This is a genomic window from Pseudomonas sp. KBN12P06040, from assembly GCF_037574965.1.
In the GTDB taxonomy this organism is placed as follows: domain Bacteria; phylum Pseudomonadota; class Gammaproteobacteria; order Pseudomonadales; family Pseudomonadaceae; genus Pseudomonas; species Pseudomonas aeruginosa.
On the sequence record NZ_JBBELS010000001.1, the window covers coordinates 4,850,934 to 4,868,555 of the forward strand.

Annotated in this window: 13 protein-coding genes, 2 tRNA genes and 3 rRNA genes; 7 read left to right on the forward strand and 11 right to left on the reverse strand. The window is 62.7% G+C overall.

Annotation, left to right across the window (positions count from 1 at the left end; all coding sequences use genetic code 11):
* Positions 1-6: 6 nt before the first annotated feature.
* Positions 7-456, reverse strand: a complete 450-nt coding sequence (gene gspG / locus VQ067_RS22825; protein ID WP_003085349.1) for a type II secretion system major pseudopilin GspG — start codon at positions 454-456, stop codon at positions 7-9.
* Positions 457-689: 233 nt separating this feature from the next.
* Between gspG and gspI the strand changes: the two genes are divergently transcribed.
* Positions 690-1,064 carry a type II secretion system minor pseudopilin GspI gene (gspI, locus tag VQ067_RS22830; protein WP_003085347.1) on the forward strand — a complete coding sequence of 125 codons (375 nt, stop codon included), beginning with the start codon at positions 690-692 and terminating at the stop codon, positions 1,062-1,064.
* 2 nt (positions 1,065-1,066) lie between these two features.
* Here gspI and VQ067_RS22835 read toward each other — a convergent pair whose 3' ends face one another.
* A complete protein-coding gene (locus tag VQ067_RS22835; protein WP_003141149.1) occupies positions 1,067-1,498 on the reverse strand; it encodes a type II secretion system protein N in 432 nt (143 codons plus the stop codon).
* A 147-nt stretch (positions 1,499-1,645) separates the two neighbouring features.
* Here VQ067_RS22835 and gspH point away from each other — a divergent pair, with 147 nt between their 5' ends.
* A complete protein-coding gene (gene gspH, locus VQ067_RS22840) occupies positions 1,646-2,095 on the forward strand; it encodes a type II secretion system minor pseudopilin GspH (RefSeq protein ID WP_003085343.1) in 450 nt (149 codons plus the stop codon).
* On the forward strand, positions 2,079-2,720 hold the full coding sequence (locus VQ067_RS22845) for a PulJ/GspJ family protein (protein ID WP_033990867.1): 642 nt from the start codon (positions 2,079-2,081) through the stop codon (positions 2,718-2,720). The genes gspH and VQ067_RS22845 overlap by 17 nt, the downstream gene beginning before the upstream one ends.
* A gap of 9 nt (positions 2,721-2,729) precedes the next feature.
* Here VQ067_RS22845 and vreR read toward each other — a convergent pair whose 3' ends face one another.
* The 3 genes from vreR to vreA form a co-directional block, all read right to left on the reverse strand.
* Positions 2,730-3,689 carry an anti-sigma factor VreR gene (gene vreR, locus VQ067_RS22850; RefSeq protein WP_015503482.1) on the reverse strand — a complete coding sequence of 320 codons (960 nt, stop codon included), beginning with the start codon at positions 3,687-3,689 and terminating at the stop codon, positions 2,730-2,732.
* A 69-nt stretch (positions 3,690-3,758) separates the two neighbouring features.
* On the reverse strand, positions 3,759-4,304 hold the full coding sequence (gene vreI / locus VQ067_RS22855; protein ID WP_003085329.1) for an RNA polymerase sigma factor VreI: 546 nt from the start codon (positions 4,302-4,304) through the stop codon (positions 3,759-3,761).
* Entirely contained in the window at positions 4,301-5,017 is a 717-nt protein-coding gene (vreA, locus tag VQ067_RS22860; protein ID WP_003120815.1) for a TonB-dependent outer membrane receptor VreA, read from the reverse strand. Before vreA ends, vreI begins: the two co-directional genes overlap by 4 nt.
* A gap of 165 nt (positions 5,018-5,182) precedes the next feature.
* On the opposite strand from vreA, the gene VQ067_RS22865 reads away from it, so the two are divergent.
* The gene (locus VQ067_RS22865) at positions 5,183-5,503 is read left to right on the forward strand and encodes a hypothetical protein (RefSeq protein ID WP_003116538.1); all 321 of its coding nucleotides are present in this window, start codon (positions 5,183-5,185) and stop codon (positions 5,501-5,503) included.
* Positions 5,504-5,620: 117 nt separating this feature from the next.
* Here VQ067_RS22865 and pigA read toward each other — a convergent pair whose 3' ends face one another.
* Positions 5,621-6,217, reverse strand: a complete 597-nt coding sequence (pigA, locus tag VQ067_RS22870; protein ID WP_004364213.1) for a biliverdin-producing heme oxygenase PigA — start codon at positions 6,215-6,217, stop codon at positions 5,621-5,623.
* A 251-nt stretch (positions 6,218-6,468) separates the two neighbouring features.
* On the opposite strand from pigA, the gene imuA reads away from it, so the two are divergent.
* Genes imuA through dnaE2 form a run of 3 tightly spaced genes read left to right on the forward strand, consistent with a single transcriptional unit; the run spans position 6,469 to position 11,568 of the window.
* Positions 6,469-7,074: a translesion DNA synthesis-associated protein ImuA gene (imuA, locus tag VQ067_RS22875; protein WP_031628000.1), complete on the forward strand. Its 606-nt coding sequence runs from the start codon at positions 6,469-6,471 to the stop codon at positions 7,072-7,074.
* Positions 7,075-7,081: 7 nt separating this feature from the next.
* Positions 7,082-8,497: a Y-family DNA polymerase gene (locus VQ067_RS22880; protein ID WP_003116540.1), complete on the forward strand. Its 1,416-nt coding sequence runs from the start codon at positions 7,082-7,084 to the stop codon at positions 8,495-8,497.
* Entirely contained in the window at positions 8,473-11,568 is a 3,096-nt protein-coding gene (gene dnaE2 / locus VQ067_RS22885) for an error-prone DNA polymerase (RefSeq protein WP_074241364.1), read from the forward strand. The genes VQ067_RS22880 and dnaE2 overlap by 25 nt, the downstream gene beginning before the upstream one ends.
* Before the next feature lie 354 nt (positions 11,569-11,922).
* Here the strand turns inward: dnaE2 and rrf are convergent.
* The 5 genes from rrf to VQ067_RS22910 form a co-directional block, all read right to left on the reverse strand.
* Positions 11,923-12,038 (reverse strand): 5S ribosomal RNA (rrf, locus tag VQ067_RS22890).
* 144 nt (positions 12,039-12,182) lie between these two features.
* Positions 12,183-15,073: ribosomal RNA gene (locus tag VQ067_RS22895) — 23S ribosomal RNA — on the reverse strand.
* 226 nt (positions 15,074-15,299) lie between these two features.
* A tRNA-Ala gene (locus VQ067_RS22900) sits at positions 15,300-15,375 on the reverse strand.
* Positions 15,376-15,403: 28 nt separating this feature from the next.
* Positions 15,404-15,480: transfer RNA gene (locus VQ067_RS22905), tRNA-Ile, on the reverse strand.
* A gap of 64 nt (positions 15,481-15,544) precedes the next feature.
* Positions 15,545-17,080: ribosomal RNA gene (locus VQ067_RS22910) — 16S ribosomal RNA — on the reverse strand.
* Together the 16S, 23S and 5S rRNA genes with 2 tRNA genes alongside form the textbook arrangement of a ribosomal RNA operon.
* Between the last annotated feature and the right edge of the window lie 542 nt (positions 17,081-17,622).

The window sequence follows — 17,622 nt, forward strand, 5'->3', positions numbered from 1 at the left end:
GCGCGCTCAGAGCTGCCAGGAGCCGATGTCGGCGTTGATGCCCTCGCCGCCCGGCTGCCCGTCGGCGCCGAGGGAGAACACGTCGATCTCGCCGTTCACGCCGGGATTCAGGTACTGGTAGGGCTTGCCCCAGGGGTCGTTGGGCAGGCGCTCCAGGTACGAGCGCCAGTTGCTCGCCGAGGCATCGGCAGGACGCTCCGCGAGCACCTTCAAGCCCTGCGCCTGGCTCGGATAGCGGCCCTGGTCGAGGCGGTAGAGCTTGAGCGCCTGCATCAGCCCGGAGATGTCCTGGCGCGCCGCGGTGGCACGGGCCTGGTCGGGACGGTCGAGCACCTTGGGCACCACCATCGCGGCGAGGATGCCGAGGATCACCACCACCACCATGATCTCGATCAGGGTGAAGCCCCGCTGTCCCCGATGTCCTTTCGGGCTGGAGCTGAACTGCACGACATCCATCTCGACACTCCTCGGCATGGTTCGATTCGCCGCGGATTGTTTCAGGAAGATATGTCAACGATATTGAAAATCCTCGGGTGCGCCGCTCTTCCGGAGGCGCCCGCAAGGCCCTGGAGCCGGGCTTTCCGGCAGGCGCCGGGGATGGCTCGCGGGAGCGCCCTCCCGAGCTTTTGTCAGGGATCGGTCAGATTTCCCGGCTAGCCTGGAAGTCCCCTTTCGCCGACCTTTCCGCGATGTCCACGCGCCTGTCTTCCCGCGGTTTCACCCTGATCGAAGTGCTGGTCGCGCTGGCCATCGTCGCCATCGCCCTGGCCGCGGCGATCCGCGCGGTGGGCCTGATGACCGACGGCAATGGTCTGTTGCGCGACAAGTCGCTGGCCCTGCTGGCAGCGGAGAGCCGGCTCGCCGAGCTACGCCTGGGCGTCGGCGCGGCTCCGGGAAACAGCGATTTCGAATGCTCCCAGGGCCGCCTGCGGTTGTACTGCGAACAACGCGTCGAGGCCACCGACGACCCCGCGCTACTGTGGGTGGAAATCCGTGTGCGCACGCAGCGCGAACAGGCGGTGCCGCTGGCGCGCCTGAACACCCTGCTGAGCCGCTCCCGGTGATCTCAACCGCGCTTGAGGGTAGCCAGCGGCGGCGGTTCGGCGAGCCGCTGCATGGGCACCCGGCGAACCTCGCCGTTCTGCTCGATGAGCACCGCGTCGGCCTCGATCCGCCGCACCTTCGCCGCACGTGCCAGGACCTCGCCCTCGCGATAGGCCTGGGCCGGTGCGCCGTTCACCGAGAGGATGGCGATCGCCGCGGGACCACCGCTGATCAATCCCGCCAGTTGCACCTCGACCTCACCGGAAGGCGCCGCGAACCAGCGTTGAGCGGCGTCCTCGCCGCTGGGCGGCGGAACGGCGGCGACCTCGGCCTGGACCACGCCGGGAATCGGCGCCAGCAACAGATAGCCCCAGAACAGCAGGCCGGCGAGGATCGCCAGCACGGCGGCGAACTGGACCAGGCGGGGCGGATCGATACGGGGCATGGCCGGCATGGCGGGGCTCTCCTGGCGTATGGGCGACGGGCGCCACGAACGGCGCCCCGGCACCAGCCTAGCGCGGAATTCTCTCCGTTATGTTTCACACGCCGATCATCTTCGTCGGGCACTCTGGAAACCTCTCTCTTCGCGGAGCGGCATCCGGTGAGGCGACCCCGGCAAGGCGGTTTCACCCTGATCGAACTGATGGTGGTGCTGGTAATCGTCGGCATCGCCACGGCGGCCATCAGCCTGAGCGCCCGCCCCGACCCGACGGGTCTGCTGCGCCAGGATGCCGCGCGCCTGGCGCGGTTGCTGGAAATAGCCCAGGGCGAAGCACGGGTACGCGGTACGCCGATCCTCTGGCAGCCCAGCGCCAAGGGCTATCGCTTCAGCCCGCAGGCCTATCGCGGCAAGACCGACGCCTTCGCCGCCGACACCGAATTGCGCGCGCGCGACTGGCAGGCCGCGCCGCTGCGGGTCAGCGTGCGCCCGCCGCGGCCGGTGTTGCTGGACGTCGAATGGATCGGCGCGCCGTTGCGGATAACGCTCTCCGACGGCCAACACAGCGTCACCGTGCTGCGCGAGGCGAACGGCCATGTCCGGGTACACTGAACGCGCGACGACGCGGCGCCGGCAAGCCGGCTTCACCCTGATCGAGGTGATGGTCGCGATCATGCTCATGGCCATCGTCAGCCTGATGGCCTGGCGCGGCCTGGACAGCATCGCCCGGGCCAGCGCGCACCTGGAGGACAGCACCGAGCAGGGCGCCGCGCTACTGCGCGCGCTGAACCAGCTGGAGCGCGACATCGCCCTGCACAGCGCCATCCGGGAGGAGACCGGCCTGCCCAGCGGCGACGAGCCGATCCGGGCCGGCGACAGCCTGCCGCCCGGACTCGCACTGAAGCGCCTGAGCGAGATCCCATTGCGCCTGGACATCGTCCGCGCCAGTACCGAGCCAGGCGCGCCGCTGCAGCGCGTGCGCTGGTGGCGACAGGGCAAGATCCTCTACCGCGCCGCCTCGCCCAGCGGCGACCGCCTGCCGTTGCCGCCGCTGGCGGAGCGGGTGGCTGTGCTGGACGACGTGAGTCGGTTCGAGATCCGTGCCTGGGTGCCGGGAAAGGGCTGGACGCGCCTGCCGGCACGCAGCAAAGTCCGCGCCAGCGGACTGGAGATCAGCCTGGCGCGGGTCACCCGCAACGGCGTGGAGCGCTATCGACGGGTGGTGGCCCTGCAATGAAGCGGTGGCTCAGCCGAGCAGCACCACCCCGCCCGGCAGGCGGGTGACCTCGATGCCATAGGCATCGCGGATCAGGGTCGCCACGTCGGCCAGTTGATCGAGGCTGAAACGGGCCTGGACCCGGCGTCGGCCAAGGGCCTTGTCCAGCAGCAGGAGCATGCCGGGACGGTAGCGGTTGATTTCGTCGATCACCGTGGCCAACGGTACGTCGTTGAACACCAGCATGCGCTCGCGCCAGGCCATCACCTCGGCAACGTCGAAAGGCACCGGCGGACCGTTGCGTCGCTCGTCGAAGGTCAGCTGCTGGCCGGCCTGGAGGTCCAGGCGCTGACCGAGGTGTTCGAGCCGCACGCTGCCCTCCAGGCAAGTCACCACGCAAACGTCACCGCTGCTGCGCACATTGAAGCGGGCCCGGCTGGCGCTCAGCCAGGCGCTCCCGGCCATCACCCGCAGGCTGCTCTGCGGCGGGTGGCTGGCGATGATCTCGGCCTCGCCGCCGAGCAGTTCGATGGTTTCCTGCTGCTCTTGATTGCGCCGCACGTTCAGGCGGGTGCGGGTGTTCATCTCGATCCGCGTCTCGCCGCTCACCTGCACCTGGCGCTGCTCGCCGACCGCCGTGACGTAGTCGGCGCCGCCCAGGCCATGGTCGAGCAGCGACGGGCGCAAGACGAACAACGCCACCGAGGCGGCCAGCGCACCGCCGACGAACCAGCGACGACCGAAACGCCTCGGCGCGATCTGCGCCACGGCCGGCGACTCCAGCGGCAGAGCGGCGGCACTGCCGAGTGCCTGCCAGAGATCGCGCGCCTCGACGAACGCTCGCAGGTGTTGCGGGCTGCGCGCACACCACTGGCGGAAGGCCCGCGCGTCGCCCTGGGTGACGCGTCCGGAGGTCAGGCTGATCACCCAGGCGTGCGCTTCGTGGCGAAGGTCGCCGGTTTCATCGGTGGCGGAGTCTGAGGCTGTCATGACTGTGCTGTACGGACACCGGAATGGCTCATGGGATGGATATGGCGGCGGTTTTCCACCTGCTTATGCTTATGACGGTTTTCCGGCCCCGGGACCGAACCTCTGGATGACTTTTCTTTCCAGGCGCTCCGCGCAGAACCACAGGGCGGCCTTGAGTTCCTTCTCCACGGTGCGGGTGGAAATGCCGAAGCGACGGGAGATTTCCGCATGCGGCGTCTCTTCCAGGCGCGAGGCGATGAGAATCTGCCGACGCCGCGCCGGCAGTTCGCAGAGCGCCTCCAGCAGGCGACGGATCTCGGCGTGACCGCCGACGATGCGCTCCGGGTCGAGGCCTTCGTCGGCCACCTGCAACAGCTCCGCCACCTCCTCCCCGGTGAGCAGGCGGGCGTCGCCCTCGCGGCGGTCGGCGGCAATGTTCAGGGCAATACGGAACAGGTAGGCCTGAGGCTTCTTGACCTCCAGGGCATCATCCAGCCGGTCGACTCTCAGGTAGGTTTCGTGCAGCACGTCGCACGCCAGGTCCTCGGAGCCCAGGCGCCGTTTCAGGCGCGCCTTGAAGTCGTCGTAGGAGGCGAGGAACAGCTTCACCATCGCGCTTTGCCGCGAATCGCTCATGACCCTCCCACTCCCTCCGTCAGCTTGCATTCCATGGCCTTGCCCGTCGTCTTCGGCAGCAACAGGATGGTCAGCGGCTGGGCCAGCGTAGCGGGCGTCGCCTGCATCACCCGCACGCCGCGCAGGCTTTCCACCAGGGCGCTGTCCCGCTGCGGGTCGCCGGTCGAGCCGAGCAGGCGACTGTGGCGAACCTCGCCGAAGCGACCGATCCAGAGTTGCAGCACCGCGCGATAGGTACCCGGACGAGTGCGCGGCGAGCGGCACAACTGTTCTTCCAGCGCCGCCTGGACCGCTCCCGCGTAGCGCCGATCCAGCGGCTGCTCGACCTTCGGCATCTCTGCCGGCAGCGGCGCAGCATTCCTGACGGCCTGCGCCGGCAGCAGGGTGAACGCTTCCTGGCTGGTGTAGCGCGCCATCAGGCCGGTTCCGCCGAGCAGTCGGGTCAGGGCGTCGCTGGCGGTGAAGCGCCCCTGCAAGCGGGCCGAGCGCCGTCCACGGGCCAGCTCGCCATCCACCAGAACCGCCATTCCCGTCACCCCGCTGTAGGTCACCAGCGCCGATGCCAGGCTCTGCGGAGGAATATCGAACGCGTGCACCGCCAGGCGCAACGGCGGCCTGCCGCCATCGCCCGGCACGGCGCCGGACGCCGGCAGCAGCATGCCGAGACCGAGCAACGACACTGCGCACGACCTTGCCACCCCGAGGATCGACATCAACGGATTCCAGTCCGAACTACCCGGTTCAGGCCAGATGGCCATCACCCAGGAGGGACATCCTGATGGCACTGTGTGACTGTGGTGTGACGGTACCTGCGGTGACATGTTTTCACCGATTGCCGTATAAGCGGGAAACCACCATCCCAGCGCGGGAGAATCGCCATGCACCGTTCATCGCAGGTTCTGCCGGCCCTGATCCTGGGCCTGGCCATGAACGCCACCCTGGCCGACGAGCCGACGCCGCCGGCGAACTGCATCAACACCGAGGTCAACGGCTACCAGGCTTTGTCCTATGAATGCCTGAGCCAGCAGATGGCCGATCCTGACAGCGCGGCCAGGGCCCGCCGCGAACAGGAGCTGGATTCCGCCGCCATCGTCCGGCGTCCGCCAAACCAGCTCGGCCTGTACAACCAATCGGCGACGCGCATTCGCCTGGGCACCTCGTTCGGCAACTCAGTGGAAGCGCAGCGGCCGCCTCGCTAAGGACCTCCGCAGGTCCGCGCTCCTGGCCGGCGGCGCAAGACAGAAAACCCCGGCAACCAGGCCGGGGCAATCGTCGTCGGCGAGGTTGGCCGCCGATCAAAGGACAAGGAACGCCCCTCAGGCGAAGGTACGCTCCAGCAGGTCGCCGAAACGATTGAAGGCATCGCTGGCGCCCTTGGCGGCCAGGCGCTCTTCTTCCTCGTTCAGCTCGATGCCGTCGAGGATCGCCACGAAGCTCTTCCAGCCTTGCGCGCGGCCGCCTTCCGGCTCGGCCAGATGGCGGGCGCCGAAGTTCTCGTCGAGTTCGAGCGCGGCGGCTTTCTTGAACAGGAACGCAGCGCCCAGCTTCGAACCTTCGGAAACGAACAGCCAGCCCAGTGCCTCGGCCAGGCTCAGGTCGGCCTCGCGCACGCTCTGGTCGCCCTCCGGCACCGGATGGCCGAGGTCCGCCAGGTCTGCACGAGCGGCGTCGTCGCGGGCGCGGGAAGCCAGGCCGGGGAACAGGCGGGCCAGCGCTTCGTTGCGATAAAGCAGCTCCAGGTCATGCTGGAAGAGGTACTGGGCGGCGACGAAGCGGGCGAAATTGTCCCGGCTGGCGAAGGGTTCCTTGCTCTTCACCAGGCTCTCCAGGCGCTGGTGCGGCTCGTTGGTCAGCAGGTTGAGGCGTTGCGAACGCAGGTTTTGCCGAGTGGATTCAGGGGCCAGGGTATCCATAGGGGAATTCCTTTCGAGGGACGGAACGCACTGGGCCGACATAGCATGCCCAGGATCAATAACGATTCTCAATTATATTCGTTATTGAATCTCAATGTCACATGAAAGGATGCCGACCGACTGCCATTGACCAGAAAAGGACTACAGCAAATACTGTATTTACATACAGTATTCGGGTTATTTCCTTGGCCTCCCTTTCATCCGTAGCCGACATCACCCCACCCGCAGCCGTCGCCGGACGAGGCAATGGCATAGCGCTGAGTGCGCTGCTCGACGCACGTAGGATCTGGAAAGGCCAGTCCGCCGTGCCGGCCGGCGCTTCCCTGCCCACCGGGCATGCGCGCCTGGACGCACTGCTGCCCGGCGGCGGTTGGCCGGAGCATGCCCTGAGCGAAATCCTCCATGCCCGCGACGGTGTCGGCGAACTGCAACTACTGATGCCGACCCTCGCTCGCCTGACCCAGGCGCAACGTCGCGTCGTACTGGTCGGCGCACCCTACGTACCCTATCCGCAGGCCTGGCTGGCCGCCGCGGTCGACCTGCGCCACCTGGTCCTCTTGCAGGCCAGCGGACGCGACGCCTTGTGGGCTGCCGAACAGTGCCTGCGCTCGGGCAGTTGCGCCGCTGTGCTGTGCTGGCCGCAGCAGGCCGACGACCGCGCCCTGCGCCGCCTCCAGGTCGCCGCCGAAAGCGGCCAGGCCCTGGGTTTCGCCTATCGTCCCCTGCGCGAAGCGGTCAACCCTTCGCCGGCAGCGCTACGCCTGTGCATCGAAACCCGCCCCCCACGCCTGCGCATCCTCAAGTGCCGGGGCGGCCTCGCGCCGGCGACCACCCTGCCAGCCAGCGCCTGGCAATGAGGCGGCCATGCTCTGGGCTTGCATTCTCCTGCCGCAACTGGCCATGGACAGCGCGCTGCGTCAACGGAGCAATCCCGACGCACCGCTGGCGCTGCTCGGCGGCCCAGCGCAGCGCCGGCAGTTGCAGGCGGTCAACCCTGCGGCACGCGCGCTCGGCCTGAAGCCCGGTCAATCGCTGATCGCCGCCCAGGCCCTGAGCCGGGACTTCGCCACGGCGGAATACGACCTCGCCGCCGTGGAGCGCTGGCAGGCCTTCCTCGCCGCCTGGGCCTACGGTTTCAGCTCGCAGGTCAGCCTGCACTATCCGCGCGCGCTGCTGCTGGAAGTGCAGTCCAGCCTTGCCCTGTTCGGCCCCTGGCCACGCTTCGAGGCCCGCTTGCGCAAGGAACTCACGGCGCTGGGCTTCCGCCATCGCCTGTGCCTGGCGCCGAACCCGGTGGCGGCGAGGGTCCTGGCGAACAGCCACGACGGCCTGGCCATCGAGGACGAGACAGCGCTGCAACGCCAGTTGTCCGCCCTTCCGCTGGACCGCCTGGGACTCTCGCGGGAGCTGGCCGTCGCCCTCGGACGCATGGGACTGCGCCATCTGCGCCAGGTCCTCGAGTTGCCGCGCGCCGCCCTGGCCCGTCGCTTCCCGGCCGAACTGCTGTTGCACATCGACCGCCTCTGCGGCCGCAGCCCGCTGGCGCTGGAGCACTACCGGCCGCCGGACACCTTCGACCTGCGCATCGAACTCAATTTCGACGTGGAATCGCACCAGGCCCTGCTCTTCCCCCTGCGACGGCTGAGCGCCGATCTCGCCGCCTTTCTCGCCGGACGCGACAGCGGCGTGCAGCGCTTCACCCTGCATCTGGAGCATCACGGGCGCGCCGACAGCCAGGTCACGGTCGGCCTGCTCAGCGCCGAACGCGAGGCGGCCATGCTCTTCGAACTGACCCGCGGCCGTCTCGAACAGCTGCAACTGCCCGCCCCCGTGCATGCCGTGCGCCTGGAGGCCCGCGAGCTGCCTCCTTTCACGCCGCAGCACCGCGAACTGTTCGACGAGCGCCCACAGCAGTATCTCGGCTGGGAACAGTTGCGGGAACGCCTGCGCGCGCGGCTGGGCGACGAGGCGGTACAGGGCCTGAGCGCCGTCGCCGAACACCGTCCGGAGCGAAGCTGGCGGCCGCACAGCTGCGACAGGGCGCAATCGCCGGCAGCCTGCGGCCTCCGCCCCGGCTGGCTGCTGGCGGAGCCACGCCCCCTCGGCGAGGCCTTGCCCACCGTGCTGGCCGGCCCGGAGCGGATCGAGTCGGGCTGGTGGGATGGCGAAGACATCCGCCGCGACTATTATCTGGTGGAAACCCGCAGCGGACAACGTGCCTGGGTCTATCGCGAGGTCGGCAGCGAAGGGCCGCTGTGGCTGCATGGCTGGTTCGCATGAGCGCCTACGCCGAACTGCATTGCCTGTCCAACTTCAGTTTCCAGCGCGGCGCCTCCAGCGCCGCGGAACTCTTCGCCCGTGCAGCGCGCCTGGGCTATCGGGCCCTGGCGATCACCGACGAATGCAGCCTGGCCGGTATCGTGCGGGCCTGGCAGGCGGCGCGGGAGCATCAGGTACAACTGATCGTCGGCAGCGAAATCCGCCTCGAACAGGGGCCCAAGCTGGTCCTCCTGGCGGAGGACCTGGAGGGCTACCAGAACCTCTGTCGCCTCATCACCCGCGGCCGGCGACAAGCCGACAAGGGCCACTACCGGCTGCTGCGCGAAGACCTGCAACAGCCGCTCGCCGGCCTGTTGGCGATCTGGTTGCCGAACGACCATGAGGACGAGCAGGCTGCCTGGCTCCGCGAACGCTTCCCCCAGCGCCTTTGGCTGGGCGTCGAGTTGCATCGCGGCGCCGATGACGATGCCCGCCTGGACAAACTGCTCGCGCTCGCCTCGCATCTCCGGCTACCGCCCGTGGCCTGCGGCGACGTCCACATGCACGCCCGCGGCAGGCGAGCCCTGCAGGACTGCATGACAGCGATCCGCAACCATCTGCCGGTCAGCGAGGCCGGCGCCTATCTCTTCCCCAACGGGGAACGCCACCTGCGTACCCTGGAGGCCCTGCTGGGGATCTACCCGCAAGCCCTGCTGGCGGAAACCCTGAAGATCGCCGAACGCTGCCGGTTCGATCTGGAACAGCTGAAATACCAGTATCCACGCGAATTGGTACCGGCCGGACACGACCCGGCGTCATGGCTCCGCCATCTCACCGAACAGGGCATCGCCAGGCGCTGGCCGAACGGCGCGAGCGCCAAGGTCCGCAAGCAGATCGAGAGAGAACTCGAGCTGATCGCCGAACTGGGCTATGAAAGCTATTTCCTCACCGTGCAGGACATCGTCGCCTTCGCCCGGGGCCGGGAAATCCTTTGCCAGGGCCGCGGCTCGGCGGCCAATTCAGCAGTGTGCTTCGCCCTCGGCATCACTGAGTTGGACCCGGACCGGACCAACCTGCTGTTCGAGCGCTTCCTTTCCCGCGAGCGCAACGAACCACCGGACATCGACGTGGATTTCGAACACGAGCGCCGCGAGGAGGTCATCCAGTACGTTTTCACACGCTACGGACGCCAGCGCGCGGCGCTGACCGCGGTGGTCAGCACCTACCACGGCGCCGGCGCGGTGCGCGACGTAGCCAAGGCCCTGGGTCTGCCGCCCGAGCAGGTCGACGTCCTGGCCAACTGCTGCGGCCGCTGGAGCGACCAGGCCCCCAGCGCCGAACGCCTGGAAGAGGCCGGCTTCGATCCGCAGAGTCCGATCCTGCGCCGGGTGCTGGCCCTGACCGGCGAGTTGATCGGTTTTCCGCGCCACCTCTCGCAGCACCCCGGCGGCTTCGTCATCTCCGAGCAGCCATTGGACACCCTGGTCCCGGTGGAGAATGCGAGCATGGCCGAACGCACGGTGATCCAGTGGGACAAGGACGATCTCGACGCGGTCGGCCTGCTCAAGGTCGACGTCCTCGCCCTGGGCATGCTCAGCGCCCTGCGCCGCAGCTTCGACCTGATCCACGCGCTGCGCGGCGGCAAGCGGTTGAGCATCGCCAGTATCCCGAGCGAAGACCCGGCTACCTACGAAATGATCAGCCGCGCCGATACCATCGGCGTGTTCCAGATCGAGTCGCGCGCCCAGATGGCCATGCTGCCACGCCTGCGCCCGCAGAAGTTCTACGACCTGGTGATCCAGGTCGCCATCGTCCGCCCAGGGCCGATCCAGGGCGACATGGTGCATCCTTACCTGCGCCGGCGAAACGGAGAAGAGCCGGTGGCCTATCCGTCAGCCGAACTGGAGAAGGTCTTCGAACGTACCCTGGGCGTCCCGTTGTTCCAGGAACAGGTCATGGAACTGGCGATCGTCGCCGCCGACTACACGCCGGGCGAGGCGGACGAACTGCGTCGTTCGATGGCCGCCTGGAAGCGTCATGGCGGCCTGGAACACCACCGCGAGCGGCTGACCCGAGGCATGCTCGCCAACGGCTACGAGGCCGACTTCGCAGCGCGCATCTTCGAGCAGATCAAAGGCTTCGGCAGCTACGGTTTCCCTGAATCCCACGCCGCCAGCTTCGCCCTGCTCACCTACGCCAGCAGTTGGTTGAAACGTCACGAGCCGGCGGCCTTCGCCTGCGCCTTGATCAACAGTTGGCCGATGGGCTTCTACAGCCCCGACCAGTTGCTCCAGGACGCCCGCCGTCACGCCCTGCAGACACGCCCGGTGGATGTCCGCCACAGCGGTTGGGATTGCAGCCTGGAGTCGTTTGGCCAGGCGCAACCGGCCATACGCCTTGGCCTGCGGATGATCCGAGGCTTTCGCGAGGAGGATGCCAGGCGTATCGAGCAGGTCCGGGAGGCCCAGCCGTTCCTCGACGTGCACGATCTCGGCCGACGCGCCAGGCTCGACGCCCGGGCCCTGGAGTTGCTGGCCGATGCCGGCGCCCTGCGCGGTCTCGCCGGACACCGGCACAAGGCGCGCTGGGCCGTCGCCAGCGTCGAGCCGCAATTGCCGCTGTTCGCCGAAGGGACCGTCATCGAAGAGAGCACGGTCAGCCTGCCACTGCCTTCGCGCGGCGAGGAACTGCTGAGCGATTACGCTCTCCTCGGCACCACCCTCGGCCCGCATCCGCTGAAACTCTTGCGTGGACAGCTCAAGGCCCGCCGCTGCCGCGACTCCCGCGAACTGGCGAAACTGGGACATGGACGACCGATACGGGTCGCCGGCCTGGTGGTCGGCCGGCAGCGCCCACAGACCGCCAGCGGCATCACCTTCATCACCCTGGAAGACGAGTTCGGCATGGTCAACGTGGTGGTCCGACACGACCTTGCCGAACGGCAGAGGCGGCCATTCCTCGAGTCCCGGCTGCTACAGGTGGAGGGCATCCTGGAGTCCTCCGGCGAGGTGCGCCACGTCATCGCCGGGCGCCTGCATGACCTGACCCCTCTACTCACCGGCCTGGACGTCCGCAGCCGGGATTTCCATTGAGACAAAGAAAAAGGCAGCTCGAGAGACGAGCTGCCTTGGGATGGCCAACAGGGATGGCCACGAAGGGGGGAGCGCTCAAGATACTGTTTATTCATACAGTAAATCAAGCGATTCCCTTCATCGGAAGCCATCTTTTGTCTTTCTCCTCGAAGCGAGGCTCTAACTCGCGGATCGGGATCGGTACGGCGAACGCAAGAGCGCCAGCGCCATGCGGATCCGCCCGGACTCTCGCTACGCTAGACGCGAAAGAGGACATGCCAGGAGGGGTTCGGCAAGGTGAACAGGAAGCACGCCTTTTTCCGCGCGCAAAAGCAAAACCCCCGGTCATCACTGACCAGGGGTTTTGGGATAGGAGCTTGACGATGACCTACTCTCACATGGGGAGACCCCACACTACCATCGGCGATGCGTCGTTTCACTTCTGAGTTCGGGAAGGGATCAGGTGGTTCCAACGCTCTATGATCGTCAAGCAATTCGGTTGGATATCCGTTCGCTTGGGCTTACGTCTATCCGGATTCAGGTATGTGATTTCAAGGTGTTTTGCGGTTCATGCGAACTTTCGGTTCGTCGACTTCACCTTACAACACACAATCGTCAGATTGTTTGGGTGTTATATGGTCAAGCCTCACGGGCAATTAGTACTGGTTAGCTCAACGCCTCACAACGCTTACACACCCAGCCTATCAACGTCGTAGTCTTCGACGGCCCTTCAGGGGAATCAAGTTCCCAGTGAGATCTCATCTTGAGGCAAGTTTCCCGCTTAGATGCTTTCAGCGGTTATCTTTTCCGAACATAGCTACCCGGCAATGCCACTGGCGTGACAACCGGAACACCAGAGGTTCGTCCACTCCGGTCCTCTCGTACTAGGAGCAGCCCCTCTCAAATCTCAAACGTCCACGGCAGATAGGGACCGAACTGTCTCACGACGTTCTAAACCCAGCTCGCGTACCACTTTAAATGGCGAACAGCCATACCCTTGGGACCGGCTTCAGCCCCAGGATGTGATGAGCCGACATCGAGGTGCCAAACACCGCCGTCGATATGAACTCTTGGGCGGTATCAGCCTGTTATCCCCGGAGTACCTTTTATCCGTTGAGCGATGGCCCTTCCATACAGAACCACCGGATCACTAAGACCTACTTTCGTACCTGCTCGACGTGTCTGTCTCGCAGTCAAGCGCGCTTTTGCCTTTATACTCTGCGACCGATTTCCGACCGGTCTGAGCGCACCTTCGTACTCCTCCGTTACTCTTTAGGAGGAGACCGCCCCAGTCAAACTGCCCACCATACACTGTCCTCGATCCGGATCACGGACCAGAGTTAGAACCTCAAGCATGCCAGGGTGGTATTTCAAGGATGGCTCCACGCGAACTGGCGTCCACGCTTCAAAGCCTCCCACCTATCCTACACAAGCAGGCTCAAAGTCCAGTGCAAAGCTACAGTAAAGGTTCACGGGGTCTTTCCGTCTAGCCGCGGATACACTGCATCTTCACAGCGATTTCAATTTCACTGAGTCTCGGGTGGAGACAGCGCCGCCATCGTTACGCCATTCGTGCAGGTCGGAACTTACCCGACAAGGAATTTCGCTACCTTAGGACCGTTATAGTTACGGCCGCCGTTTACCGGGGCTTCGATCAAGAGCTTCGCTTGCGCTAACCCCATCAATTAACCTTCCGGCACCGGGCAGGCGTCACACCCTATACGTCCACTTTCGTGTTTGCAGAGTGCTGTGTTTTTAATAAACAGTCGCAGCGGCCTGGTATCTTCGACCAGCCAGAGCTTACGGAGTAAATCCTTCACCCTAGCCGGCGCACCTTCTCCCGAAGTTACGGTGCCATTTTGCCTAGTTCCTTCACCCGAGTTCTCTCAAGCGCCTTGGTATTCTCTACCCGACCACCTGTGTCGGTTTGGGGTACGGTTCCTGGTTACCTGAAGCTTAGAAGCTTTTCTTGGAAGCATGGCATCAACCACTTCGTCATCTAAAAGACGACTCGTCATCAGCTCTCGGCCTTGAAACCCCGGATTTACCTAAGATTTCAGCCTACCACCTTAAACTTGGACAACCAACGCCAAGCTGGCCTAGCCTTCTCCGTCCCTCCATCGCAGTAACCAGAAGTACAGGAATATTAACCTGTTTCCCATCGACTACGCTTTTCAGCCTCGCCTTAGGAACCGACTAACCCTGCGTCGATTAACGTTGCGCAGGAACCCTTGGTCTTTCGGCGTGGGTGTTTTTCACACCCATTGTCGTTACTCATGTCAGCATTCGCACTTCTGATACCTCCAGCAAGCTTCTCAACTCACCTTCACAGGCTTACAGAACGCTCCTCTACCGCGTCACTTACGTGACACCCGCAGCTTCGGTGTGTGGTTTGAGCCCCGTTACATCTTCCGCGCAGGCCGACTCGACTAGTGAGCTATTACGCTTTCTTTAAAGGGTGGCTGCTTCTAAGCCAACCTCCTAGCTGTCTAAGCCTTCCCACATCGTTTACCACTTAACCACAACTTTGGGACCTTAGCTGGCGGTCTGGGTTGTTTCCCTTTTCACGACGGACGTTAGCACCCGCCGTGTGTCTCCCATGCTCGGCACTTCTGGGTATTCGGAGTTTGCATCGGTTTGGTAAGTCGGGATGACCCCCTAGCCGAAACAGTGCTCTACCCCCCAGAGTGATACATGAGGCGCTACCTAAATAGCTTTCGAGGAGAACCAGCTATCTCCGAGCTTGATTAGCCTTTCACTCCGATCCACAAGTCATCCCCTACCTTTTCAACGGGAGTGGGTTCGGTCCTCCAGTCAGTGTTACCTAACCTTCAACCTGCTCATGGATAGATCGCCCGGTTTCGGGTCTATACCCAGCGACTAAACGCCCTATTAAGACTCGCTTTCGCTACGCCTACCCTATACGGTTAAGCTTGCCACTGAATATAAGTCGCTGACCCATTATACAAAAGGTACGCAGTCACCTAACAAGTAGGCTCCCACTGCTTGTACGCATACGGTTTCAGGTTCTATTTCACTCCCCTCTCCGGGGTTCTTTTCGCCTTTCCCTCACGGTACTGGTTCACTATCGGTCAGTCAGTAGTATTTAGCCTTGGAGGATGGTCCCCCCATGTTCAGACAAAGTTTCTCGTGCTCCGTCCTACTCGATTTCACTTCAAAGATCCTTTCGCGTACGGGGCTATCACCCACTATGGCCGCACTTTCCAGAGCGTTCCGCTAAAATCAATGAAGCTTAAGGGCTAATCCCCGTTCGCTCGCCACTACTAAGGGAATCTCGGTTGATTTCTTTTCCTCAGGGTACTTAGATGTTTCAGTTCCCCTGGTTCGCCTCTTGCACCTATGGATTCAGTACAAGATACCTAGGTTATCCTAGGTGGGTTCCCCCATTCAGAGATCTCCGGATCAAAGTCTGTTTGCCGACTCCCCGAAGCTTTTCGCAGGCTACCACGTCTTTCATCGCCTCTGACTGCCAAGGCATCCACCGTATGCGCTTCTTCACTTGACCATATAACCCCAAGCAATCTGGTTATACTGTGAAGACGACATTCGCCGAAAATTCGCGCTTGAACTCGCAAATTTTACCTTGACTTGAATGATCACCAGTGAAAGAGATCATTCAGTCTTACTTCTATCACATACCCGAATTTTTAAAGAACAGTTCTGGTGCAAAGACCAGAAATCAATGTTCATTCACGAACATTCATTTCTGAGCTTTCGACGATTGTTTTAGATGGTGGAGCCAAGGAGGATCGAACTCCTGACCTCCTGCGTGCAAAGCAGGCGCTCTCCCAGCTGAGCTATGGCCCCGTATCGGATCACGCAGCACACCAACAATTGGTGGGTCTGGGCAGATTCGAACTGCCGACCTCACCCTTATCAGGGGTGCGCTCTAACCAACTGAGCTACAGACCCAATCGTCTAACCAGTGAATCAAGCAATTCGTGTGGGAGCTTATGAAGAAGCTGAGATCTTCGATTAAGGAGGTGATCCAGCCGCAGGTTCCCCTACGGCTACCTTGTTACGACTTCACCCCAGTCATGAATCACTCCGTGGTAACCGTCCCCCTTGCGGTTAGACTAGCTACTTCTGGAGCAACCCACTCCCATGGTGTGACGGGCGGTGTGTACAAGGCCCGGGAACGTATTCACCGTGACATTCTGATTCACGATTACTAGCGATTCCGACTTCACGCAGTCGAGTTGCAGACTGCGATCCGGACTACGATCGGTTTTATGGGATTAGCTCCACCTCGCGGCTTGGCAACCCTTTGTACCGACCATTGTAGCACGTGTGTAGCCCTGGCCGTAAGGGCCATGATGACTTGACGTCATCCCCACCTTCCTCCGGTTTGTCACCGGCAGTCTCCTTAGAGTGCCCACCCGAGGTGCTGGTAACTAAGGACAAGGGTTGCGCTCGTTACGGGACTTAACCCAACATCTCACGACACGAGCTGACGACAGCCATGCAGCACCTGTGTCTGAGTTCCCGAAGGCACCAATCCATCTCTGGAAAGTTCTCAGCATGTCAAGGCCAGGTAAGGTTCTTCGCGTTGCTTCGAATTAAACCACATGCTCCACCGCTTGTGCGGGCCCCCGTCAATTCATTTGAGTTTTAACCTTGCGGCCGTACTCCCCAGGCGGTCGACTTATCGCGTTAGCTGCGCCACTAAGATCTCAAGGATCCCAACGGCTAGTCGACATCGTTTACGGCGTGGACTACCAGGGTATCTAATCCTGTTTGCTCCCCACGCTTTCGCACCTCAGTGTCAGTATCAGTCCAGGTGGTCGCCTTCGCCACTGGTGTTCCTTCCTATATCTACGCATTTCACCGCTACACAGGAAATTCCACCACCCTCTACCGTACTCTAGCTCAGTAGTTTTGGATGCAGTTCCCAGGTTGAGCCCGGGGATTTCACATCCAACTTGCTGAACCACCTACGCGCGCTTTACGCCCAGTAATTCCGATTAACGCTTGCACCCTTCGTATTACCGCGGCTGCTGGCACGAAGTTAGCCGGTGCTTATTCTGTTGGTAACGTCAAAACAGCAAGGTATTAACTTACTGCCCTTCCTCCCAACTTAAAGTGCTTTACAATCCGAAGACCTTCTTCACACACGCGGCATGGCTGGATCAGGCTTTCGCCCATTGTCCAATATTCCCCACTGCTGCCTCCCGTAGGAGTCTGGACCGTGTCTCAGTTCCAGTGTGACTGATCATCCTCTCAGACCAGTTACGGATCGTCGCCTTGGTAGGCCTTTACCCCACCAACTAGCTAATCCGACCTAGGCTCATCTGATAGCGTGAGGTCCGAAGATCCCCCACTTTCTCCCTCAGGACGTATGCGGTATTAGCGCCCGTTTCCGGACGTTATCCCCCACTACCAGGCAGATTCCTAGGCATTACTCACCCGTCCGCCGCTGAATCCAGGAGCAAGCTCCCTTCATCCGCTCGACTTGCATGTGTTAGGCCTGCCGCCAGCGTTCAATCTGAGCCATGATCAAACTCTTCAGTTCAATACTGCTTGGGTTTTGAGAAAACCCTAAACTTGGCTCAGCAATCGCATTCTCTTAAAAAGAGATAAAACTCTCGAATTCACGAGTGTTACTTGCGTTGCTGATAATCTTGCGATCACCAGTCTTACATCACAAGCACCCACACGAATTGCTTGATTCGACTTGTTAAAGAGCAGTTGGTCAAGGCTTTCGTCTCAACCGAGGCCGCGCATTCTACAGCAACCTCTCTTTCCGTCAAGCGTTATTTTCGAAAATTTTCTTTTCTACTCAACCGCTTGCGCCGACCTTCAAACCATCTTCCGATCAGCGGGAGGCGTATTCTACAGCGTTCAAACTCGCTGTCAAGCACCTCGATGAAGCTTCGTTTCGAATCCCTTTCGGGACCGAACCGCTGCGGCGGACAACCTGCCGGAGCGCTTCACCACTCCTGGGAGAGAATCCGTAAATCCTTGATTTTCAAGCATTTACTCTTCGTCGTCGCCGGGAGTGGTGCGCATTATAGGGAGATAGAAACTGGCGTCAACACTTATTTGAAACTTTTT